The organism is Sinomonas soli (assembly GCF_054782415.1).
In genome coordinates this window covers 274,978-297,920 of record NZ_BAAGSN010000011.1, presented here as the reverse complement: position 1 = coordinate 297,920, position 22,943 = coordinate 274,978, and the positions used below count along the sequence as shown (strand labels likewise).

Genomic DNA, 22,943 nt, shown 5'->3' with positions numbered 1-22,943 from the left:
GTGAACTCAGCACCCGGCCCCGCCGCACCCCGCGACGACGAGGGCCCCGGCCCGCGCCCCGGCCGTGTGCCCACCGGCGCCGACCTCGCCGGCGCCTACGCCGCGAGGGCCGGCCTCCACCGCCACGAGGACGGCCGCATCGACGTGCTCCGCAGCGCCGGCGGCGTCCGCGGGCTCCTCGAGAGCATCCTGCCGGGGCTGGTCTTCCTCGTCTGCTTCACCCTCGTCCAGGACCTCATCCTCGCCGCCGTGCTGTCCCTCGCGGTGGCGGCGGCGTTCGTCGTCATCCGCCTCGTGGGGCGCACGCCGCCCACGCAGGCCTTCGCGGGGATCATCGGGGTGGCCGTCTCGGCCGCGCTCGCGGTGTTCTCCGGCCGTGCCGAGAACTTCTACCTCTCGGGCTTCCTCACGAATGCTGGCTACATCGTGGCGCTCGTGGCCTCGATCCTCGTGAAGTGGCCGCTCATGGGCGTCATCTTCGGCTTCCTCCGCAACGAGGGCGTGCACTGGCGCAAGGAGCCCGTGCGGGCGCGGCAGTACCGGCTCGGCACGTGGATCATGGTCGCGGTCCTGGGGCTGCGGCTGCTCGTCCAGGTTCCCCTCTACCTGATGGGCGACGGCGGGCTCGTCGCCCTGGGGGCCACGCGCCTCATCATGGGCGTGCCGCTGTACGCCCTCGGCCTGTGGGTCGCGTGGCTCATCACGCGCCCGGTGGCCGCCGAGCCGGCCGCCTCGGACTGAGGCGGGACACAAGCCCCTAGGGCAGGTCCCGCCGCCGGCGTAGCGTCGGAGTGTGGAGAACAAGGCGCTGCGCATCGTCTTCCCCGTCTTCCTGGGCGTGCTGCTGGCACTCCTCTTGGGGTTCGGCCTCCAGGCTGCCTACCCGCAGCCCGAGTCGCCCTCCCCAGGCTACGAGGCCCCGTACGAGGCGTACATCGCCTCGCTCCAGACCTACGAGCGCGTCGCGGCCGCGATCCTGTCCGGGCTCGCCGCAGTCCTGCTCGCCGCCGGCTCGCTCCTCCCTGTGCGCGCCGCGGCGCTCGCAGACGGCCTCTTGCTGGGCGGGGTCTTCACGCTCCTCTACGCCGCCGCGCGGGGCTCGGGAGCCGGGCCCGGCCTGGCCTCCGCGCCCGCCTTCGCCGCGGTGGGGGCCGGCCTGGTCCTCGCGCTCGCAGCCCTGGCCCTGCGCCAGTCCGGCCTGCTGCCCGTCCGCCGCGCGGGGGAGTACCACGAGCGGGCCGCGGACGAGCCCGCCCTCGCTGTCCTTTTCCCGCTCGCGGCCGCCCCCCTTGCGGCCACGGTCGTCTCGCTCGGCCTGCAGGCCTTCTACCCGCCCCCGCTCGTGCCCGGCTACAGCGGTCCGGGCTACCCGGACGTGCTGGCCGCCTACGGGCGGGACTCGGGCCTCATCGCCACCGCGGCGGCTGCGGCGCTGGTCGCCGGCGGCTTCGCGCTGCTGCACAGGGCGTCCATCCCGGCCGACGCCCTGCTCCTCGGCGGGATCGTCACCCTGGTCGTGGCGTCGGCGGGTGCGATCAGCCCGAAGACCTCGATGGCCTCGGTCGCGGCCGGCGTCCTCGGCTTCCTTGGCTCCCTCGCGGCGGGCCACGTCCGGCTCTCCGGTACGCGGCCGTCCCCGGAGGGCGCCCCAGCGGGCGGCTCGCGGGCCGGTTCGAAGGTGTTCGCCGTGCTGCATCCGGTAGCCGCCGGCGCGCTCAGCGTCGTGGTCTTCTTCGTCGGCTTCTTCGCGTTCTACCCGGCCCCCGAGAACGCCGAGCCGTCCGCGGACTGGCTCCGCACGGTGAGCCTGAGCGCCACGGTCGTCGCCGTCGTGCTCCTCCTGGCGAGCCTCGTGCTCGAGCGCCGCACGCCCGCTGTGGGCAACGCCCTCGTCGTCAGCGGGCTCCTCACCCTCGTCGCCGGGGTGGCGCCGGCCGCGGTCGCGGGGGAGCAGGGGGTCGTGTTCGTCGCGCTTGCGGTGGCGGTCGCCGTCGTGGTCTTCGTGGGGTACCGGCGCTTCGTCCGCGGGGGGCCGAGGGCGCCGAGGGGCACCCGGCCGCCGAGGACTCCGCCCGCCGTTCCGCCCGTGCCGCCGGCGCCCGCCGGGTAGCAGCTCGCGTCAGCAGGACAGCCAGGAGGGAACGGGCGCGGCGACGCGCCGGGGCCCAAACAGACTCAGCCGTCGAACGCGTCGTCCTCGTCCTGGCCCGCTTCGGCCGGGCGCACCTGGCCCTCGCCGGCCGACTCCGTCTGCGGGGCGAGCAGGCGCCGCAGCTCGTCTTCCGCGGCGATCGTGGAGATGAAGAACAGCTCGTCGCGGTGGTCCACGACGTCGTCGCGGCTCGGGGCCAGCGGCTTCTGGTCCCGCAGGATCGCCACGAGCGTGCAGTCCTCGGGCCAGTCGATCTGCCCCACGGTGCGGCCCACCACATGCGAGTCCGCCGGAACGGTGAACTCGACGAGGGAGGAGACGCCGGTCTGGAGCGTCAGCAGGCGCACCACGTCGCCGATCTCCACGGCCTCCTCCACGAGGGCCGTCATGAGGCGCGGGGTGTTGACCGCGACGTCGACCCCCCAGGAGCCGTCGAACATCCAGTCGTTCTTCGGATTGTTGACCCGCCCCACGGTGCGGCCCACACCGAACTCGGTCTTGGCCAGCAGCGAGACCACAAGGTTGACCTTGTCATCGCCCGTGGCGGACACCACGACGTCGGCCTCGTCCACCCGGGCCTCCTTGAGCGTCGAGAGCTCGCACGCATCGCCGATGAGCCACTTCGCCCCGCGCAGGCCGCTGCGGCCGATCACCTCGGGCTTGGGGTCGACGAGGAGGACCTCGTGGCGGTGCGCCAGCAGTTCGCGGGCGATCGAGCTGCCCACGCTCCCGGCCCCTGCGATGATGACCTTCACTCGGACTCCTTCGCGGGCGGAGCGGACAGGATGCGGGAGACCTCGGCGGCGTCGGAGATGTCCATCATGGCGTGCACGGTGTCGCCCTCCTGGAACGCCGTGGCCGGCGTGGGCAGCACGCCCTCGCCGAAGCGGGTGATGTAGGCGACCCGGATCCCCGCCGCGCGCTCGATCGAGGCCAGCGGGCGCCCGAGCCACGAGGGGTCCAGGGTGACCTCCGAGAGGACGAGCCGGCCCGAGGGCTCGCGGAAGTCGCCGGCTACGCCCGATTCCGGCAGGATCCGGCGCAGGACCTGGTCCGCGCTCCAGCGGACGGCGGCGACGGTCGGGATGCCCAGTCGCTGGTAGATCTCGGCGCGGCCCGGATCGTAGATGCGCGCCACGACGTGCTGGACGTGGAACGTCTCCCTGGCGACGCGGGTGGCGAGGATGTTCGAGTTGTCCCCGCTCGAGACGGCGGCGAAGGCGTAGGCCTCCTCGATGCCGGCCTGCTTCATCGTGTCTCGGTCGAAGCCGATGCCCGTGACCTTGCGTCCGGAGAACGTCCGGCGGAGGCGCCGGAAGGCGCGGTCGTCCTGGTCGATGATCGCGACCGAGTGGCCGGAGTCCTCGAGGGTGTGGGCCAGTGTCACGCCGACACGCCCGCAGCCCATGATCACGTAGTGCGCCATGGCCCCCAATCTACCGCGCGATGACACCGCCCGCGGTTGTCGCATAACGTGTCAGGGTGCTGACGATTCTCAATGCGGTCAAGCGCGTGATTGTGGGCCGCGCTCTGCGCAACGATCGGCTCACGCACACGCTGCTGCCCAAGCGCATCGCGCTTCCGATCTTCGCCTCGGACGCGCTCTCGTCCGTCGCCTACGCGCCGGACGAGATCCTCCTGACCCTCGCGCTCGCCGGAGTGTCGGCCGTGTCCTTCTCGCCCTGGGTCGGGATCGCCGTCATGCTCGTGCTCGTCACGGTGGTGGCCTCCTACCGGCAGAACGTGCACGCGTACCCGTCGGGCGGCGGCGACTACGAGATCGCCACCGAGAACCTCGGCCGCTTCGCGGGCCTCACCGTCGCCAGCGCACTCCTCGTGGACTACGTCCTCACCGTCGCGGTGTCCATCTCCTCCGCCGCGTCCTACCTGACCACCGCGGTGCCCTCGCTCCACGGGATGCAGGCCGTCATCGCGGTCGCCGCCGTCGTGGTCCTCGCCCTCGTGAACCTGAGGGGCATCCGGGAGGCCGGGACGGTCTTCGCTGTGCCGACCTACCTGTTCATGCTCTCCATCCTCGGGATGACGGCGGTCGGCTTCGTGCAGTGGCTCACGGGCACGCTGCGCCCCTCGCAGAGCGCCGACTTCACCATCGTGGCCTCGCCGGAGTTCGACCAGGGCCTCGTGGGGATCGCGGGCGCCTTCCTGCTCCTGAGGGCCTTCTCCTCCGGCGCCGCCGCCCTGACCGGCGTCGAGGCGATCAGCAACGGCGTGCCGAACTTCCGCCCGCCCAAGAGCAAGAACGCCGCCACGACGCTCCTGCTGCTCGGGGCCGTCGCCGCGTCGATGCTCGCCGGCATCATCTTCCTCGCCAACGCGACCCACGTGCATCTCGTGCAGGATCCCGCGAGCGAGCTCCTCCTCGACGGCAAGCCGCTCTCCGGCAGCTACATCCAGACCCCGGTCATCGGGCAGATCGCCGACTCGGTGTTCGGCGGCGGCACCATCCCCTTCTATATCGTCGTGGCGGCCACCGGCGTGATCCTCGTCTTCGCGTCGAACACCGCCTTCAACGGCTTCCCCGTGCTCGGCTCGATCCTGGCCCAGGACGGCTACCTGCCCCGCCAGCTGCGCACCCGCGGCGACCGGCTCGCGTTCAGCAACGGCGTCCTCGCCCTCGCCGCGGGCGCGATCGTGCTCATCGTCGCGTTCGACGCCGACGTCACCCGGCTCATCCAGCTGTACATCGTCGGGGTGTTCGTCTCGTTCACCCTCAGCCAGCTGGGCATGATCCGGCACTGGACGCGCGAGCTCAAGCGGGTGAAGGACCGCGGCGTCCGGGTGCGCATGCAGCGCTCCCGCATCATCAACGGCATCGGGTTCGCCATGACGGCGACCGTGCTCGTCATCGTCCTCATCACCAAGTTCGAGCACGGCGCCTGGATCGCGCTGCTGGCGATGTTCGTGATCTTCCTCATCATGTGGAGCATCCACGCCCACTACACGAACGTCGCGCGCGAGCTCGCAGTGGGCGACGACGCCTCGGCCCGCGCGCTGCCCAGCCGGGTCCACGCCGTCCTGCTCGTCTCCCATATCCGCAAGCCCGTGCTGCGGGCGCTGGCCTACGCCCGCGCCTCGAGGCCGTCGAGGCTGGACGCCGTGACGGTGGACATCAGCCCGGAGGAGACCGCGCAGACCGTCGCGGACTGGGAGAAGCTCGAGATCCCCGTGCCCCTCACGGTGCTCGCGAGCCCCTACCGTGAGACGATCACCCCGCTCATGGACTACATCCGCGGCATGCGCCGGGACTCCCCACGCGACCTGATCGTCGTTTACATCCCCGAGTACGTGGTGGGCAAGTGGTGGGAGCAGCTCGTGCACAACCAGACCGCCCTGCGGATCAAGGCCCGGCTCCACTTCGAGCCGGGCGTCATGGTGGCCTCGGTCCCGTGGCAGCTGAAGTCGAGTGAGGAAGCCAGGAGGCTGCAGGAGCTGTGACCACGTCCCCCGGAACCGCGCAGGAGAACGCCGCCGGCCGCACCCTCGAGCTGCGCCTCGGGCCGGTGGCCCACGGCGGCCACATGGTGGCCAGACACGAGGGCAGGGTCGTGTTCGTCCGCCACGGCCTGCCCGGCGAGCTCGTGCGCGCCGAACTCACCGACGCCGCACCCGAGGCGACCTTCTGGCGCGCCGACGTCGTCGACGTGCTCGAGCCCTCGCCGCACCGGCGCGAGCACGTGTGGGACCTCGCCGACTCGCTCCTGGCCCACCGCGCCGGGCGCCCCCCGGTGGGCGGGGCAGAGTTCGGCCACATCGCCCTCGACGAGCAGCGGCGGCTCAAGGCCGCGGTGATCCGGGAGCAGCTCGAACGGCTCGCCGGCCTCGAACTGGACGTCGAGGTCGAGCCGGTCGCGCTCCGCGAGGGCTCGGACGACGACGGCGCCGGCCTCGCGTGGCGCACGCGCTGCAGCTTCTCGGTCACCGCCGAGGGCCGGCTCGCGATGCACGCCCACCGCTCCGAGACGCTCGTCCCCGTCGGCCCCATGCCGCTCGCGACCGAGGAAATCAACCGGCTGCGCCTGTGGGAGCTCGACCTCGACGGCGTCGAGCGGCTCGAGATCGCGGCCCCCGCGTGCGGCTCCGCGCCGCTGGCCGTCTTCACCCTCGCCGACGGGGTGGCCCCCTCGCGGCTCACCGACATCCTCGCCCGCCTGGCGCCCGAGGTCTCGGCCGGCGCGGTCGGGCAGGACGGCGGCAAGGCGCCCCTCACCGTGCGGGGCCGCGGCTCCGTCTCCGAGCGCGTCCTCGGCCGCCACTACACCGTGACGGGGGAGGGGTTCTGGCAGATCCACCGGCGCGCCCCGGAGACCCTCGTCACCGCGGCGCTCGAGGCGCTCGACGGCGCGCTCGCCCCGGGCGGCCAGGCCGCCGACCTCTACGCCGGGGCGGGCCTCTTCACCGCGCCCCTCGCGGACGCCGTAGGGCCCTCGGGGCATGTCCTCTCAGTCGAGGGCGCCCCCGGCACGAGCCACGACGCGCGCCGCACCTTCAAGCGCCGCCCCGAGGTCGCCGTCGTGCAGGGACGGGTCGAGCGGGTGCTGCGCCGGCACGGCGGCGCGGGGGCGTTCGACGCCGTCGTCCTCGACCCGCCCAGGGCCGGCGCGGGGCGGGAGGCGGTGCAGCAGCTCGTCGAGGCGGCGCCCCGGGCCATCGCCTACGTTGCCTGCGACCCGGCGTCGTTCGCGCGCGACCTCGGCTGGTTCCGGAAGGCGGGGTGGCAGCTCGAGGGCCTCCGGGCGTTCGACCTCTACCCGATGACGCACCACGTCGAGACCGTCGCCCGGCTCACGCCTCCACGCGCCTAGGCCGGCGGCATCGCTCCGCGGGCAACCATCGCCCGCCGGGCCTGCGCGAACTAGGATGGGCGGCGATGGCCCCGGTGTGCGGAGGGCCCTGCGGTTAGGCATGCCTAACTAGCACCGCCCGCGAGGCCGGGACAAAGATGGCAGTGTTGCGAGAGGAGTCCTGCATTGAGCACTGTGGACAGCTTCGGAGCCAAAGGCGTCCTGAACGTCGGCGGAACCGAGTATGAAATTTTCCGGCTGAATTCTGTGGAAGGCGCCGAAAGCCTCCCGTTCAGCCTCAAGGTCCTCCTGGAGAACCTTCTCCGCACCGAAGACGGTGCGAACATCACGGCGGACCACATCCGCGCCCTGGCCGGCTGGGACGAGAACGCCCAGCCGAGCACCGAGATCCAGTTCACCCCCGCCCGCGTCATCATGCAGGACTTCACGGGCGTGCCCTGCGTCGTCGACCTCGCCACGATGCGCGAGGCCGTGAAGGAGCTCGGCGGCGACCCGACGCGGGTCAACCCGCTGGCCCCGGCCGAGCTCGTGATCGACCACTCGGTCCAGATCGACGTGTTCGGCAACGCCGGCGCGATCGAGCGCAACATGGAGATCGAGTACCAGCGCAACGGCGAGCGGTACCAGTTCCTGCGCTGGGGCCAGACCGCGTTCGAGGACTTCAAGGTCGTCCCCCCGGGCATGGGCATCGTGCACCAGGTCAACATCGAGTACCTGGCCCGCACCGTCATGACCCGCGAGGTCGACGGCAAGCTGCGCGCCTACCCCGACACCCTCGTCGGCACCGACTCCCACACCACGATGGTCAACGGCCTCGGCGTGCTCGGCTGGGGCGTCGGCGGCATCGAGGCCGAGGCCGCGATGCTCGGCCAGCCGGTCTCCATGCTCATCCCGCGCGTGGTCGGCTTCAAGCTCTCCGGCGAGATCCCCGCCGGGGCGACCGCGACCGACGTCGTGCTCACGATCACCGAGATGCTGCGCAAGCACGGCGTGGTGGGCAAGTTCGTCGAGTTCTACGGCGAGGGCGTCGCGGCCGTGCCGCTCGCCAACCGCGCGACCATCGGCAACATGAGCCCGGAGTTCGGCTCCACGGCGGCGATCTTCCCGATCGACAGCGTCACCCTGGACTACCTGCGCCTCACCGGCCGCCCCGAGGAGAACGTGGCCCTCGTGGAGGCGTACGCGAAGGAGCAGGGCCTCTGGCACAATCCCTCGCACGAGCCGCGCTTCTCGGAATACCTCGAGCTCGACCTCTCGACCGTGGTCCCCTCGATCGCAGGCCCGAAGCGTCCCCAGGACCGCATCGTCCTCACCGAGGCGAAGGACGAGTTCCGCAACGACCTGCTGAACTACGTCGCCCACGAGGCAGACGCGGGTTCCCTCGACGAGTCGCTCGAGGAGACCTTCCCGGCGTCGGACGCGCCGTCCTTCACGACGGGTGCCTCCCACGTGACGGACTCGGACCGCGTGCCCCCGGTGTACTCCGCGGCGCACGGTGCTGCCGGCCGGACGTCCAACCCGGTCTCCGTGTCGATGGAGGACGGACGTCGGTTCGACCTCGACCACGGTGCTGTCACGATCGCCTCGATCACCTCGTGCACCAACACCTCCAACCCTTCGGTCATGCTGGCCGCCGCCGTCCTCGCCCGCAATGCGGTCGAGAAGGGCCTGGTCTCCAAGCCATGGGTGAAGACCTCGGTGGCGCCGGGCTCGAAGGTGGTCACGGACTACTACGAGAAGTCGGGGCTCGTGCCGTACCTGGAGAAGCTCGGCTTCTACACGGTCGGCTACGGCTGCACCACCTGCATCGGCAACTCGGGTCCGCTCGAGACTGAGATCTCCGAGGCGATCCAGTCCAACGACCTTGCCGTGACCGCGGTGCTCTCGGGCAACCGCAACTTCGAGGGCCGGATCAACCCGGACGTGAAGATGAACTACCTGGCCTCGCCGCCGCTCGTCATCGCCTACGCCCTGGCCGGGAGCATGGACTTCGACTTCGAGTCCGACCCCCTCGGGAAGGACGGTGACGGCAACGACGTCTTCCTCAAGGACATCTGGCCCAACCCGAACGAGGTCCAGGAAGTCATGGACGCCTCGATCGACCAGGACATGTTCACCAAGTCCTACGCGACGATCTTCGACGGCGACGAGCGCTGGCAGTCCCTGCCCACGCCCACCGGCGACACCTTCGAGTGGGCGGAGGACTCCACCTACGTCCGCAAGCCCCCGTACTTCCAGGGCATGAAGGCGCAGCCGGAGCCCGTCGGGGACATCGACGGCGCCCGGGTGCTGCTCAAGCTCGGCGACTCGGTCACCACCGACCACATCTCCCCGGCCGGCTCCTTCAAGTCGGACACCCCGGCGGGCCAGTACCTCCTGGCCCACGGCGTGGAGCGCAAGGACTTCAACTCCTACGGCTCGCGCCGCGGAAACCACGAGGTCATGATCCGCGGGACCTTCGCGAACATCCGCATCAAGAACCAGCTCCTCGACGGCGTCGAGGGCGGCTTCACGAAGGACTTCACGCAGGAGGGCGCCCCGCAGGCCTACGTCTACGACGCCGCCGTGAACTACCAGAAGGCCGGCACGCCGCTCGTGGTCATCGCGGGCAAGGAGTACGGCTCGGGGTCATCGCGCGACTGGGCCGCGAAGGGCACCGCCCTGCTGGGCGTCAAGGCCGTCATCGCCGAGAGCTACGAGCGCATCCACCGCTCGAACCTCATCGGTATGGGCGTCCTGCCGCTGCAGTTCCCCGAGGGCGAGTCCGCCGCGACCGTCGGCCTGACCGGCAACGAGGTGTTCTCGATCCAGGGCATCACGGCCCTCAACGACGGCACCACCCCGTCCACCGTGAAGGTGACCGCGACGGCGGAGGACGGGAGCGAGATCTCGTTCGACGCCGTCGTGCGCATCGACACCCCCGGCGAGGCGGACTACTACCGCAACGGCGGCATCCTGCAGTACGTGCTGCGCCAGATCTCGGCGCGCTGACGCCCCACGGCGACAGCACCGGCGCGGGCCGGCAGCAAGGAGGGCCCCACCATCCGGTGGGGCCCTCCGCCGTGTCCGGTCCTGCACCATGTCCGGCCTTACGCGCGGGTAGGGAGGGAAACACTCCCGTGCCCGGAGGCGTTACAGTGGTTCGTGCACGTTTCGAGCAAGGAGTCGCCCTTGGGCATCTTGGATTCCATCGAGGGGCCGAAGGACCTCGCCCGCCTCGGCCCCGCCGAGCTCGAGGACCTCGCGGGGGAGATCCGGCAGTTCCTGATCCGCAATGTCGCCCAGACCGGCGGCCACCTCGGGCCGAACCTCGGCGTGGTCGAGCTCACGCTCGCGATCCACCGCACCTTCCGGTCCCCGTACGACAGCGTCATCTTCGACACCGGGCACCAGTCCTACGTCCACAAGCTCCTGACCGGCCGCAAGGACTTCTCCACCCTCCGTCAGGAGGGCGGCCTGTCCGGCTACCCCTCCCGCGCCGAGAGCGAGCACGACATCGTCGAGTCCTCGCACGCCTCCTCCTCCCTGTCCTGGGCGGACGGCATCTCCCGCGCGCGCAGGCTCACGGGCCAGGGCGACCGCTACACCGTGGTCGTGGTCGGCGACGGCGCCCTCACCGGCGGCATGGCCTGGGAGGCGCTGAACAACATCGCCTCCGACAAGGACCGCCGCGTCGTGATCGTGGTCAACGACAACGGCCGCTCGTACGCGCCGACGGTCGGCGGCCTTGCGGACTACCTCGCATCCCTGCGCACGGCGATCGACAAGGTCCGCACCGCGCCAGCCTACGAGGGCATGCTCGAGGTCGCCAAGAAGCGGCTGCAGAACGGCGGCCCCGTCGGCCAGTTCGTGTACAAGGGCCTGCACGCCACCAAGAAGGGCATCAAGGACTGGTGGGCCCCCCAGGGCATGTTCGAGGACCTCGGGCTCAAGTACGTCGGCCCGGTGGACGGCCATGACCAGCGCGCGCTCGAGGAGGCGCTCGCGACGGCCAGGAACTTCGCCGGCCCCGTGATCGTCCACGCGATCACCGAGAAGGGCCACGGCTACGCCCCGGCCCGCAACCACGAGGCCGACCAGTTCCATGCCGTCGGCGTGATCGACCCCGAGACGGGGCAGCCCACAGGACCCGGCTCCGGGCCCTCGTGGACGTCGGTCTTCGCCGAGGAGATCGCGGCGATCGCCGACGAGCGCGAGGACGTCGTCGGCATCACCGGCGCCATGCTCATCCCGGTCGGCCTGGCCACGTTCGCCCAGCGGCATCCGGACCGGGTGATCGACGTCGGCATCGCCGAGCAGCACGCCGTCACGAGCGCCGCGGGCCTTGCGTTCGGCGGACTCCACCCCGTCGTGGCGCTGTACGCGACCTTCCTCAACCGGGCCTACGACCAGCTCCTCATGGACGTGGCGCTGCACAAGGCGGGCGTCACCCTCGTGCTGGACCGCGCCGGGGTCACGGGCCCCGACGGCGCGAGCCACCACGGCCAGTGGGACATGGCGCTCGTCCAGAGCGTCCCCGGGCTGCACCTGGCCGCGCCGCGGGACGCGACGCGCCTGCGCGAGGAGCTCCGCGAGGCGATCGCGGTGGACGACGCCCCGACGGTCGTGCGCTTCTCCAAGGGGACCGTCGGGGCCGAGACGGAGGCGCTCGAGCGCCTCGACGACGGCGTCGACGTCCTCGGCCGCACGGGCCACGACGCCGAGGCCGACGGCGAGGCCGGGCCCGACGTCCTGCTCGTGGCCGTCGGCGCCATGAGCGACCTCGCGCTCGAGGTCGCCCAGCGGCTGGACCACCAGGGGATCAGCTCCACCGTCGTGGACCCCCGCTGGGTGCTGCCCGTGCCGCGGAGCATCATCCGCCTCGCGGCCCGCCACCGCATCGTCGTGTGCCTCGAGGACGGGGTCCGCGCGGGCGGCGTCGGCTCGAGGATCCGCCAGGAGATGCGCGCCGTCGGCGTGGACACGGCGCTGAACGAGGTCGGCCTCCCGGTGGAGTTCCTCGACCACGGGTCGCGGTCGCAGGTGCTCGCGCGGGTCGGCCTGACGGCCCAGCAGGTCGCGCACGACATCGTGGCCCAGGTCCTCGGGACCAAGGTCCCGTTCGCGCGGCCGCTGCCCGGCCAGGCTGCCCCCACCACGGGCACGCTCCCCAAGCTGTGAGCGGGCCCGCGCCCGGAGCGGCCCGCGGAGCGTGGCCGATCCAGCCGACCGCGCCGGACGACGCGCCGCGGCCCGGAGAGCTCGTCGTCGCACGGAACCGCAAATGGGACGGCACCGCCCACTGGGTCGTCCCCGGCGTCGGGCTGGGCGAGGACGAGCACGGCTGGTGGGTGTACCAGGGGCGCGGCGAGTTCATCTCCCGCCCCGGCGCCGCGCTCCACACCCGCTCGGACGCGGTCCTGCTCATCCCGCGTGCGGGAGGCTATGCCGCGACCTTCTACGACGACACCAACCCCGGCGGCTTCCGCGTGTACGTGGACCTCGCGTGGGACCTCGCCTGGCACCGCATCGGCGCCCCGGCGGGGGAGGGACACCCCGGCGTCGTCGAGTTCCACATGGTCGACATGGACCTGGACGTGATCCGCACCGCCCACCACGGAGTCTTCGTCGACGACGAGGACGAGTTCGCGGACCACGCGGCCACGATGGCCTACCCGGACGGGCTGGCCGCTGCCGTCCGGTCCGAATGCGCGCGGCTGCACCGGGCCGTGCTCGAGGGCACCGGCCCCTTTGACGGCATCGCCGACGCCTGGATGGCGTTGGGACGGAAGGAGAACCCATGAGCTACGCGCGCGTCTACCGGCGCCGGGACGACGGCACGCTCGAGTTCCGGGAGGCGTGGCACGACGAGGACGGCGGCCAGTTCGTGGTGAACCACGGGGTGGTGGGCCACCAGTCCGCGACGGAGGCCACGCACGACGTCGACGCTGCCGCCGCCGAGGGGCTCATGGCCGCCTTCGCTGCCCAGTGCGGGCAGGACGGCTACGGCCCGATCGGCGACGATGACCTGTGGCGCGTCGTGGCGCAGTTCGCGCTCAAGACGGCCGAGGGCACCGACCGGGACCGGGCCCTCGAGCGGCAGGCCGTGCAGGCCCTCTCGGCCCACCTCGCCTGGCGCGGGCTCGGGACGGTCGAGGGCAGCGCCATCGGCAACGGCCGGCTCAACGTCTTCGCGACGTGCGTCGACCCGGCGAAGGCGGTGGCGGCGGTGAAGACGTGCCTGCGCGAGGCCACGAGCGACTACACGAAGCTCTCGGTCGCCGTCGCCCCCCTGAGCGATCCGGATGCCTTCAAGCTCAAGCACGCTCCCGCTGGCGTGCGCGGCTTCTCCCTCTGAGCCCGCCCTCCCTCTGAGCCCGCCCCGGGCGCCCTCCCCGGACCCGGCGACCCGCGCGGCACGGGTAGTCTGGCCCCATGACTGACTACCGCCGCCTCGGCCACTCCGGCCTGACCGTCTCGACCGTCGGCCTCGGGTGCAACAACCTTGGCCGCGCCAACACCCCGACCGAGACGCAGGAGGGCACTGACGCCGTCGTCCACGCCGCGATCGATGCCGGCATCACCCTCTTCGACGTCGCCGACGTCTACGGCCGCAGGCCCGGCCTGAGCGAGGAGATGCTCGGGAAGGCGCTCAAGGGCCGCCGCGACGACGTCGTCGTCGCCACGAAGTTCGGCATGGACATGCACGGGGCGAACGGCAGGGACTTCGGCGCGCGCGGCTCGCGGCGCTATATCCGCACCGCGGTCGAGGCCTCCCTCCGCCGCCTGGGGACCGACTGGATCGACCTGTACCAGTACCACACCCCGGACGCCGAGACCCCGATCGAGGAGACCCTCTCGGCGCTCGACGACCTCGTGCGCGAGGGCAAGGTGCGCTACATCGGGCATTCGAACCGCACCGGCTGGCAGATCGCCGAGGCGGAGTTCACGGCGCGCATGGGCGGATTCACCCCGTTCATCTCGAGCCAGAACCACTACAACCTCCTCGACCGGCGCGCGGAGCTGGAGGTCACGGAGGCCGCCGAGGCGTACGGCCTCGGCGTGCTGCCCTACTTCCCGCTCGCGAACGGCCTCCTCACCGGCAAGTACTCCCGCGGGAGCGCCCCCGAGGGCTCGCGGCTGTCCCACACCCGCACCAACCTCGTCCACGACGCCGACTGGGACCAGCTCGAGAAGTTCTCAGCGTTCGCCGAGGAGCGCGGGCTGACGGAGCTGGAGGTCGCGTTCTCGTGGCTTGCCGCGCAGCCCTCGGTCGCGAGCGTCATCGCGGGCGCCACCAGGCCCGAGCAGATCCGCCAGAACGCCGAGGCGGCCTCGTGGGAGCCGAGCGCCGAGGACCTCGCCGAGCTCGACGAGATCTTCCCCAAGACGCCGCGCGTCGCGCTGTTCTAGGGGCACCGCAGCCTGTGCACGAGAACTCCCGCCCGGTGGCCCACGAGCCGGGCCGTCCGCCCCGGGCGGTCCTCATGGACTGCGACACCGGGATCGACGACGCGCTCGCCCTGCTCTACCTGTGCAGCCAGCCGCAGGTGGAGCTCGTCGCCGTCACGAGCACCCCGGGCAACGTCGACGCCGACCAGGTCGCGGCGAACAACCTCGCCCTCCTCGAGCTGTGCGGGCGGCCGGACGTGCCGGTGGCGATCGGGGCGCGGACGCCCCTCGAGGTCCCGCTCGTCACGACCCCGGAGACGCACGGCCCGCAGGGGATCGGCTATGCCGAGCTGCCCGCGGCGCGCCGGGCCCCTGAGGCCGGGGATGCGGTCGACCTCTGGGTCGAGGCCGCCCGCTCGCGCCCGGGCGAGCTCACGGCGCTCATCACGGCCCCGCTGACCAACTTCGCCCTCGCCCTGCGGGCCGAGCCCCGCCTTCCCGAGCTGCTCGCGGACGTGGTGATCATGGGCGGCGCCTACTACTACCAGGGCAACACGACGCCCACGGCGGAGTGGAACACGCACGTGGACCCGCACGCCGCCGCCGAGGTGTTCGCGGCGTTCTCCGGCCAGCCCGCGGACCGGCTGCCCACCGTGTGCGCGCTCGAGACCACCGAACGGATCGAGATGCACCCCGGCCACCTGGCCGCACTGGCCGAGGCCGCCGGCTGCCGCGAGCCCGAGCTCGTGCTCCCCGACCAGCCCCAGGGGCAGCGCTCCACCGCCTCGAACCGGCTCGTGCGGCACGTGAGCGACATGCTGCGCTTCTACTTCGAGTTCCACCGGCTCTACGACCAGGGCTACGTGGCGCACATCCACGACTACTTCGCCGCCAGCGTGGCCGCCGGGACGGCCCGCTACGCCGCGCGGGCGGCCGCCGTGCACGTGGAGACTCGGGCGCCGCGCCTGCTGGGCACCACAGTCGCCGACTACCGGGGCCTGTGGGAGGAGCCCCCCTCGGCGCGCATCGTGAGCGCCAACCACCCCGAGGAGGCGTTCGCGGAGCTCATCGCCTCGCTCGGCGCCCTCGCGCGCCGGGTGGGCTAGAATTTCTGTGCCCCGGCCCGGCCGGCGGCGACCGCCGAGGTGACATAGGCGGGAGGCAATCCACTTTCCGCAACCGCTGCATCCGTGAAGGACGTGCCCTGGCCATGTCGCACCCCCTGACAGAAGACGCCCCGCGCCGCTCCCCGCTCAGGACGGTCCTCATCGTCCTCGGGGCCGCCGCCATCCTCGCGACGTTCATCTACCTCGTGGCCACCTCTCCCGCGGAGCCCGTGGACACGCCCTCGGCCTCCGCAGCCCTCGTGGCGCTCACGGGCTACGGCATCGCGGCCGTCCTCCTCTTCGCGGGCATCCTGCCCACCCTGCCCACCACGACCCTCGCGCTCATCCCGGTGGCCCTCGTGCTGAACATCGTGCTCGGCCAGTTCGTCGGGACCACGCTCGTGCCGATCTACCTCGACTCGATCGGCACGGTGCTCGTCGGCTTCCTCGCCGGGTCGGCGGCCGGGGCGGCCACGGGGCTGCTGAGCACCATCGTGTGGTCCTTCTTCAACCCGACTCTCATCCCGTTCGCCGCCGGGGCCGCGGTCATCGGCGCCCTCGCCGGCCTCGCCGCGCGGATCGGGGCCGTCCGGCGGTTCTGGTGGGTCCCCGTCGCCGGACTCGTCACCGGCGCCGTCGCGGCGGTCATCGGCTCGACGGTGGCCGTCGCGGTGTTCGGCGGGACCTCCACCGGCGCGACCGGGGCCGTGATCGCGGTCTTCCGGGCCGCCGGGGACAGCCTCGTCGACTCGGTCGTGAAGGGCTCGATCGCCTCCGACCTGACAGACAAGCTCGTCACGTTCGTCGTCGCGGCGGCCTTGGCCTACGCGCTCCCGCGGCGCGCGACGGCCCGATTCGAGTTCGTCCGGGCGCACCGCGTGCTCGCCCGGCGCGGCCCCGCCGAGGCGGCCCGCGCTGCCTGAGCATCCCGCGGCGCCCGCCGACGGGCGCCGCCTCAATCCGCTCACGGGGCTCGCCCTGGCCGGGACGGGGGCGCTCGCGTGCCTCGCGGCCACCCACTGGGCGGTGTGGGCCGGAGCGCTCGTCGTGGCGGCCGCCCTGTCCGCCCGTGCGGGCACCCTGCGGCGCGTCGCCGCCGCGGCGGCCGTCGTGGTCGCGCCGTTCGCGCTCTGGGCGTTCCTGATCCACGGGCTCTTCTTCCCCGAGGGTGCCACGGTGCTCGCCGCTTGGGGCCCGGCCCGGGTCACGGTCGAGGGGCTCGCCTACGCCGCCGGGTTCGTGCTGCGGACCGCGGCCCTCGTCGGCACGATGCTCGCCTTCTCGGTCTGGGCCGACGTGGCGGTGCTCCGGGCGGCCCTCGTCCGGCGCCGGGTCCCGGCGCAGCTCGGCTACGTGCTCGCCTCGGCCCTCGGCCTCGCGGCCACCGTCTCCGACCGGATGCGCCGGATCCGCCAGGCGCAGGAAGCCCGCGGCCTTGTGGTCCGGCCCGGGCCCGGCGGCCGTGTCCTCGCAGCCCGGCTGCAGGCCGTCCCGCTCGTGCTCGCCCTCGTGGAGGAGGCGGGGGAGCGCGCGCTGGCCCTCGACGCGCGGGGCCAGGCGCTTCCCGGCCCCCGCACCGCGTACGTGGACGAGCCCGACTCGGCGGCCCAGCGCGCCCTGCGGTGGGCCCTCGTCGCCGTCTCGGCCGCCCTCGTGGTCGCGGCCCTCGTCCCCGGGGTGGCCCGTGCGGCCGCCGCGACGGGCGGCGGGGGATGAGCGCGGCCGCCGCGCCCGTGCTCTCGGCGCACGTGGAGCGCTTCGCGTACGACGACGGGCCGCCCGTCCTGCGGGACGTCCGGCTCGCGCTCGGGCCGGGAACCCTCACGGCCGTGCTGGGCGCCTCCGGCAGCGGGACGTCGACGCTCGCCCGGGTCCTCGCCGGCTGGGCCGTCGCCGGCGGCCAGAACTCCCTCGCCGGCTACCTCGAGCTCGGCACGGGTGCGGCGTGGCAGCGGGCCGCGGGCTCCGAGGCCCCTCCGGGCTCCGAGGGCGGGGGCGGACGTCCCGCACGGCTGGTGTTCCGCGGTCGCGCCGACGATCCGCGGCTGCGCCTGGGAGCGTGGGGGCAGCACGTCGCCTACGTCCCGCAGCGGCCCGCGGACCTGCTGACGGGCGCGTCCGCGACGGTCGGCGAGGAGATCGCGTTCGCCCTCGAGCAGCGGGCCGTGCCGCGCGGGCCCCTGCGCGAGCGCACCGCGCGCGCGGCCGAGGCGGTGGGCCTCGGACACCTGCTCGGCAGGGATCCGGCCGGGCTCTCCGGGGGCGAGCAGCGCCGCCTCGCCCTCGCCTGCGCGATCATCGCCGAGCCCGCGGTCCTCATCCTCGATGACCCCTTGGCCTCCCTCGACGCGGCGGGCAGCGCGGCCCTCTGGCGCCTCATCGCGGCCGAGCGGGCCAGGGGCGCCGCCGTGGTGCTCGCGGGGGCCTGCGCCGACGCGATCGCCCGGCGCGCCGACCATTGGGTCCTCCTCCGCGCCGGGGCCACCGCCGCCGAAGGGACCCCGGCGGAAGTCCTCGCGTCCGCTTCCTTCGCCGCCTCGGGCGTGCTCGCCCGCGACCCGGGGGAGGAGGAGGCCGCCGAGCCGGGATATGTGGCCCGCGCCGCGGGCTCCGGCCCGGTCCAGCGCCCGGAAGCGGCGGGGCCGCTCGCGGCCCTCGAGCAGGTCGCCTTCGCCTACCCGGGCGCGGGGCGGCGCGTCCTCGACGGTGCCGACCTGTCCGTGGCCCCCGGCGAGATCGTCGCCCTCACCGGGCCCAACGGCGCGGGAAAGTCCACCGCGCTGCGGCATCTCGCCGGACTGCTGCGTCCGCGGGCCGGGCGCGTCCGCGTCGCCGGTGCCGACATCGCGGGGAGCCCCGCCGGCCGTGTCGCGGACCAGGTGGGGACCCTGTTCCAGGAACCCCGCGACCAGCTCTTCGAGCGCACGGCCCTGCGCGAGGTGTCCTTCGGGCTGCGCCTGCGGGTGCCCGGGCGCCGCCGCCTGGACGCGGAGGCTGCCCGCTCCCGCGCGCTCGCTGCGCTCGAGGCGGTGGGCCTCGCCGCCGACGCCGGGGCGCACCCGTACGACCTGCCCGCTTCCGCCCAGCGCCTGCTCGCGCTCGCGACGGTCCTCGCGCGCCGGCCGCGCGTGCTCCTGCTCGACGAGCCTACGGTGGGGCTGGACGGGCCCGCTCTCGCCCGCCTCGAAGCGGTCGTGGCGCGGGCCGCGGAGGCGGGGGCCGGCGTCGTGCTCTCGACCCATGCCCTCGCCTGGGCGAGGCGCCGCGCTCACCGCGTGCTCGCGCTCGAGGAGGGGCGCTTCGTGCCCGCCTGAGGTGCGACCGGGTTCCGGTAGGGTCGATCTCGGGCCGCGCGGCAGCGGCGGCCCGGAAGCAGGAGGAGGACGCGTGGGCGCAGCGTGGGAGCGCTGGGAGGGCTTCTGGGTGGCCGGCGTGCACCGGGGCGCCGTGTGCCGGACCTTCGACGGCGAGCTGCTCACCACCCGCGTCGCGTTCGAGGACGGCGCGGGGACCCTCTTCGCGTCCGAGTCCCTCCTGCGGCTCGCCCCGTCCGGGGAGACCTGGCACGCCTTCCGGTACCGGCAGGAGCCGGGCGGCCTCGAGGAGGGCGCGCGCCGCGAGGAGACCGACCTCGGCCCCGACACCCTCCCGGCGAGCGGGGAGTACCTGCTCGTCGCGCAGCTGGCCGCGTCCGCCCGCGAGGGCGCCGCGTACCGGCGGGTGGAGGAGGCAGCACCGGACGGGCTGCCTGCGCCCGCCGAGATCCGCCGGTCGCCGGCCGAGCCCGTGGACCTCCCCGAGGGGCGCTCCGTGGCGGCAGAGCGCTTCGACGTGACGGCCGGCGGCCAGCGCGTCGCGTCGTACTGGACCCACGGCGGCGCCGTGGTCCGCAGCGCCTGGGCGGGCGCCCTGTGCTTCGCGGCCGCCTCGGGCGAGGACGCACTCGTCGGCACCGACGGGCGCCTGGGCGCCTTCCTGGCCGAGGGCTTCGCACCCGCCTGACCCCCCCGCACCGGACGGCCAGAGACCCCGCAACGGACGGCCAGAGACCCCGCAACCGTGGGAGCGGTTGAGGGGTCTCTGGCGCAGCGTTGAGGGGTCTCTGGCGCTCAGGACTCCCGGTGGAACGGTGTCCCGTTGACCCGCTCGGAGGCACCGACCCGGTCCAGGTAGGGGGTGATGCCGCCGAGGTGCATCGGCCAGCCCGCACCGAGGATCATGCACAGGTCCACGTCTTCGGGCCCGGCGACGACCCCCTCGGCGAGCATGAGCCCGATCTCCTCGGCGAGGGCGTCCTGGCAGCGTGCGAGGACCTGCTCGGACGTGGACGGGGACTGCCCGAAGGAGAGCACCTCGAGGGCCTCGGCCCGGAGCTCGCGCCGGCCGTCCGGCCCGGTCGTCCACAGGCCCTTGACCCCGGCGTCGATGAGCGCCTGCTGGTTCGCCGAGACGTGGAACCTGTCGCCGAAGGCGGCGTGGAGGGACTCGGCGACGTGCTGGGCGACCGGCAGGCCCACCATCTCGGCGAGCACGAACGGCGTCATCGGCAGGCCCATGGGGGCCAAGGCGTGGTCGGCGACCTCGGCAGGGGTGCCCTCGTCGAACGCCGCCGTGACCTCGCCCATGAGCCGCAGGAGCACGCGGTTCACCACGAAGGCCGCGGCGTCCTTGACCAGCACCGCTGTCTTCTTCAGGCCCCTGGCGAGGACGAAGGCGGTGGCGAGCACGGCATCGTCCGTTGCGGGGGCGCGGACGATCTCGATGAGCGGCATGACGGCCACGGGGTTGAAGAAGTGGAACCCGACCACGCGTTCGGGGTGGGCGAGGTCCTCCGCCATGGCGGTCACGGACAGCGAGGAGGTGTTGGTCGCGAGGATGCACTCGGGCTTCACCACGGCCTCCACCTCGGCGAGGACCTGCTTCTTGACGGAGAGCTCCTCGAACACGGCCTCGATGACGAAATCCGCGTCCGCGAACTCGGCCTTCGAGATGGAGCCGGTCACGAGGGCCTTGGTGCGGTTCGCGGCGTCGCGGGAGATCCGGCCCTTGGCCAGGAGCCGGTCCACCTCGCCGTGCACGTGGCCGACGCCCTTGTCCACCCGGGCCTGGTCCACGTCGGTCATGACCACCGGGACCTTGAGCTGGCGGGCGAAGACGAGCGCGAGCTGGGCCGCCATGAGTCCGGCGCCGACCACGCCCACCTTCGTGACGGGGCGGGCGAGCTTGGCGTCCGGTGCACCGGCGGGCCGCTTGGCGCGCTTCTGGACGAGGTCGAGGAACGCGTACACCGTGTCGCGGAACTGCGGGGTCTGCATCAGCCCCGTGAGGGCGGCGACCTCGAGCTCCGCCGACTCCTTCTGCGTCGCCGTGGCGCCGGCCTCGAACACGTCGAGGACCTTGCCGGGGGCAGGCGCGGCGTCGGAGGTCCTGGCGGAGACGAACTCCCTGCTGGCGGCTGCGGCGGCGGCCCAGCGCTCCGCGACGGCAGGGTTGGTGCGGGGCTCGACCGCGTTCGGCCGCTCGACGGCGGTCCCGCCGGAGAGGACGGACGCGGCCCAGGCGAGCGAGCGCTCGAGGAAGTCCGCCGGTTCGAAGAGCGCGTCCGCGACACCGAGCCGGAACGCCTCCTGGCCGCCGATCGTGCGGTTGTTGTTCAGGGGGTTCTCGATCATGACCTTCAGGGCGGCCTCGGGCCCTGTGAGCCGGGGGAGGCGCCAGACGCCGCCCCATCCGGGGACGAGGCCGATGAAGGCCTCGGGCAGGCCGATGCCCTGCGCACCGGATGAGACGGTGCGGTAGGTGCAGGCGAGGGCGATCTCGAGGCCGCCGCCGAGCGCCACGCCGTTGATGAAGGCGAACGTGGGGACGCCGAGGTCGGCCAGCAGGTCGTAGGCAGCGTGGCCGAGGCGGGCCATCTGCTCGCCCGCGGCCGGATCGCGCAGGGTCTTGACGGTCGTCAGGTCCGCGCCGGCCACGAGGAAGTATGGCTTGCCCGTGACGGCGGCGGCGTGGATCTCCCCGGCGGCGGCCCGGTCGCGGAGGCCCTCGAGCGTGCGACCGAGCTCGATGAGCGTCCGGGGGCCGAGGGTAGTCGGCTTCGTGTGGTCCAGGCCGTTGTCGAGGGTGATGAGGGCGATGCGGAAGGACCTGCCGCCCGCGGGGACCTCGACCTCGTTGACGAGCGAGTGGGTGACGATCTCGTCGGGCACCTGGGCGGCGAGCGTTGAGAACGCGTCGAAGGTGGACTGGGCAGTCATGGCGGTGTTCACTCGCCCTTTCCGTAGTCGGCGTGGTGGGGGTTCTCCCAGATGACGGTGCCCCCCATGCCGAGGCCGATGCACATGGTGGTGATGCCGTAGCGGACGCCGGGGTCCTCGTCGAACTGGCGCGCGAGCTGGGTCATGAGGCGCACGCCCGAGGAGGCGAGGGGGTGCCCGACGGCGATCGCGCCCCCGTAGCGGTTGACGCGGGGATCGTCGTCGGCGATGCCGAAGTGGTCGAGGAAGCTGAGGACCTGGACGGCGAACGCCTCGTTGACCTCGAACAGGCCGATGTCCGCGATGGTGAGGCCGGCCTTGGCGAGGGCCTTCTCGGTGGACGGCACCGGCCCGATGCCCATGACCTCCGGCTCGACGCCGGCGAATGCATAGGAGACCAGGCGCATCTTCGGGGCGAGGCCCAGCTCCTCGGCGGTCTCGGCGGAGGTCAGGAGGCAGGCGGTGGCGCCGTCGTTGAGCCCTGCGGCGTTGCCGGCGGTGACCCGCCCGTGCGGCCGGAACGGGGTGCGCAGCGCCGCGAGGTCCTCGACGGTCGTCCCGGGGCGAGGGGGCTCGTCGGCGGTGGCGAGGCCGAACCCTTCGCCGGGGCGGTGGGTGGCGACGGGCACGAGGTCGGGCTGGATCCTGCCGTCGGCGTAGGCGGCGGCGAGCTTGGCCTGGGAGGCCGCCGCGTACGCGTCGGCGCGCTCCTTGGTGATGGCGGGGAAGCGGTCGTGCAGGTTCTCCGCGGTGTTGCCCATGTTCAGGGCCGCCGGGTCGACGAGGCGCTCCGACATGAAGCGCGGGTTGGGGTCGGCGCCCTGCCCCATGGGGTGGTTGCCCATGTGCTCGACGCCGCCGGCGATGACGACGTCGTACGCGCCGACGCCGATCCCGCTCGCCGTGGCGGTCACGGCGGTCATGGCGCCGGCGCACATGCGGTCCACCGCGAAGCCCGGCACCGAGCGGGGCAGGCCCGCGAGGAGCGCGGCCGTGCGCCCGATGGTGAGGCCCTGGTCGCCGGTCTGGGTGGTCGCGGCGATGGAGACCTCGTCCACGCGCTCGGCCGGGAGGGACGGGTTGCGGCGCAGCAGCTCGCGGATGGTCTTCACGACGAGGTCGTCGGCGCGCGTGCCGTGGTAGATCCCCTTCTCTCCGGCCTTGCCGAACGGGGTGCGGACGCCGTCAACGAAGACGACGTCCCGGATGTGCCTGCTGGACATGGGCAGCTCCT

General features: G+C 73.2%; 18 protein-coding genes. 14 read left to right on the top strand and 4 right to left on the bottom strand.

Annotation, left to right across the window (positions count from 1 at the left end):
* Positions 1–741: a DUF3159 domain-containing protein gene (locus ACYVKZ_RS11190; RefSeq protein ID WP_460992323.1), complete on the top strand. Its 741-nt coding sequence runs from the start codon at positions 1–3 to the stop codon at positions 739–741.
* A 52-nt stretch (positions 742–793) separates the two neighbouring features.
* Entirely contained in the window at positions 794–2,110 is a 1,317-nt protein-coding gene (locus ACYVKZ_RS11185) for a hypothetical protein (protein ID WP_460992322.1), read from the top strand.
* A gap of 65 nt (positions 2,111–2,175) precedes the next feature.
* On the opposite strand, the gene ACYVKZ_RS11180 is transcribed toward ACYVKZ_RS11185, so the two are convergent.
* Positions 2,176–2,907 carry a potassium channel family protein gene (locus tag ACYVKZ_RS11180; RefSeq protein WP_460992321.1) on the bottom strand — a complete coding sequence of 244 codons (732 nt, stop codon included), beginning with the start codon at positions 2,905–2,907 and terminating at the stop codon, positions 2,176–2,178.
* Positions 2,904–3,578, bottom strand: a complete 675-nt coding sequence (locus ACYVKZ_RS11175) for a potassium channel family protein (protein ID WP_460992320.1) — start codon at positions 3,576–3,578, stop codon at positions 2,904–2,906. Before ACYVKZ_RS11175 ends, ACYVKZ_RS11180 begins: the two co-directional genes overlap by 4 nt.
* 56 nt (positions 3,579–3,634) lie before the next feature.
* Here ACYVKZ_RS11175 and ACYVKZ_RS11170 point away from each other — a divergent pair, with 56 nt between their 5' ends.
* The 12 genes from ACYVKZ_RS11170 to ACYVKZ_RS11115 all read left to right on the top strand — a co-directional run bounded on the left by ACYVKZ_RS11170 (position 3,635) and on the right by ACYVKZ_RS11115 (position 19,454).
* Complete coding sequence (locus ACYVKZ_RS11170; RefSeq protein WP_460992319.1) at positions 3,635–5,608, top strand: APC family permease; 1,974 nt, start codon at positions 3,635–3,637, stop codon at positions 5,606–5,608.
* On the top strand, positions 5,605–6,975 hold the full coding sequence (locus ACYVKZ_RS11165; protein ID WP_460992318.1) for a class I SAM-dependent RNA methyltransferase: 1,371 nt from the start codon (positions 5,605–5,607) through the stop codon (positions 6,973–6,975). The genes ACYVKZ_RS11170 and ACYVKZ_RS11165 overlap by 4 nt, the downstream gene beginning before the upstream one ends.
* Positions 6,976–7,140: 165 nt before the next feature.
* Positions 7,141–9,966, top strand: coding sequence for an aconitate hydratase (locus tag ACYVKZ_RS11160; RefSeq protein WP_460992317.1), 2,826 nt, complete (start codon positions 7,141–7,143; stop codon positions 9,964–9,966).
* A gap of 180 nt (positions 9,967–10,146) precedes the next feature.
* Positions 10,147–12,135: a 1-deoxy-D-xylulose-5-phosphate synthase gene (gene dxs, locus ACYVKZ_RS11155; protein WP_460992316.1), complete on the top strand. Its 1,989-nt coding sequence runs from the start codon at positions 10,147–10,149 to the stop codon at positions 12,133–12,135.
* A gap of 38 nt (positions 12,136–12,173) precedes the next feature.
* A complete protein-coding gene (locus ACYVKZ_RS11150; protein ID WP_460992462.1) occupies positions 12,174–12,758 on the top strand; it encodes a DUF402 domain-containing protein in 585 nt (194 codons plus the stop codon).
* Positions 12,755–13,312, top strand: a complete 558-nt coding sequence (locus tag ACYVKZ_RS11145; protein ID WP_460992315.1) for a hypothetical protein — start codon at positions 12,755–12,757, stop codon at positions 13,310–13,312. The genes ACYVKZ_RS11150 and ACYVKZ_RS11145 overlap by 4 nt, the downstream gene beginning before the upstream one ends.
* A 77-nt stretch (positions 13,313–13,389) precedes the next feature.
* Positions 13,390–14,367 carry an aldo/keto reductase gene (locus ACYVKZ_RS11140; protein WP_460992314.1) on the top strand — a complete coding sequence of 326 codons (978 nt, stop codon included), beginning with the start codon at positions 13,390–13,392 and terminating at the stop codon, positions 14,365–14,367.
* Positions 14,368–14,441: 74 nt separating this feature from the next.
* The gene (locus tag ACYVKZ_RS11135; protein ID WP_460992461.1) at positions 14,442–15,452 is read left to right on the top strand and encodes a nucleoside hydrolase; all 1,011 of its coding nucleotides are present in this window, start codon (positions 14,442–14,444) and stop codon (positions 15,450–15,452) included.
* A gap of 104 nt (positions 15,453–15,556) precedes the next feature.
* On the top strand, positions 15,557–16,375 hold the full coding sequence (locus ACYVKZ_RS11130) for an ECF transporter S component (RefSeq protein ID WP_460992313.1): 819 nt from the start codon (positions 15,557–15,559) through the stop codon (positions 16,373–16,375).
* Complete coding sequence (locus tag ACYVKZ_RS11125) at positions 16,368–17,168, top strand: energy-coupling factor transporter transmembrane component T family protein (protein WP_460992460.1); 801 nt, start codon at positions 16,368–16,370, stop codon at positions 17,166–17,168. The genes ACYVKZ_RS11130 and ACYVKZ_RS11125 overlap by 8 nt, the downstream gene beginning before the upstream one ends.
* Positions 17,165–18,766, top strand: a complete 1,602-nt coding sequence (locus tag ACYVKZ_RS11120; RefSeq protein WP_460992312.1) for an ABC transporter ATP-binding protein — start codon at positions 17,165–17,167, stop codon at positions 18,764–18,766. Before ACYVKZ_RS11125 ends, ACYVKZ_RS11120 begins: the two co-directional genes overlap by 4 nt.
* A gap of 73 nt (positions 18,767–18,839) precedes the next feature.
* Positions 18,840–19,454 (top strand): hypothetical protein, encoded by a 615-nt coding sequence (locus tag ACYVKZ_RS11115; RefSeq protein ID WP_460992311.1) that lies wholly within the window; start codon positions 18,840–18,842, stop codon positions 19,452–19,454.
* A gap of 107 nt (positions 19,455–19,561) precedes the next feature.
* On the opposite strand, the gene ACYVKZ_RS11110 is transcribed toward ACYVKZ_RS11115, so the two are convergent.
* Both ACYVKZ_RS11110 and ACYVKZ_RS11105 read right to left on the bottom strand, forming a co-directional pair.
* Complete coding sequence (locus ACYVKZ_RS11110) at positions 19,562–21,709, bottom strand: 3-hydroxyacyl-CoA dehydrogenase NAD-binding domain-containing protein (RefSeq protein ID WP_460992310.1); 2,148 nt, start codon at positions 21,707–21,709, stop codon at positions 19,562–19,564.
* A gap of 8 nt (positions 21,710–21,717) precedes the next feature.
* Positions 21,718–22,932, bottom strand: a complete 1,215-nt coding sequence (locus tag ACYVKZ_RS11105; protein ID WP_460992309.1) for a thiolase family protein — start codon at positions 22,930–22,932, stop codon at positions 21,718–21,720.
* Positions 22,933–22,943: the final 11 nt, after the last annotated feature.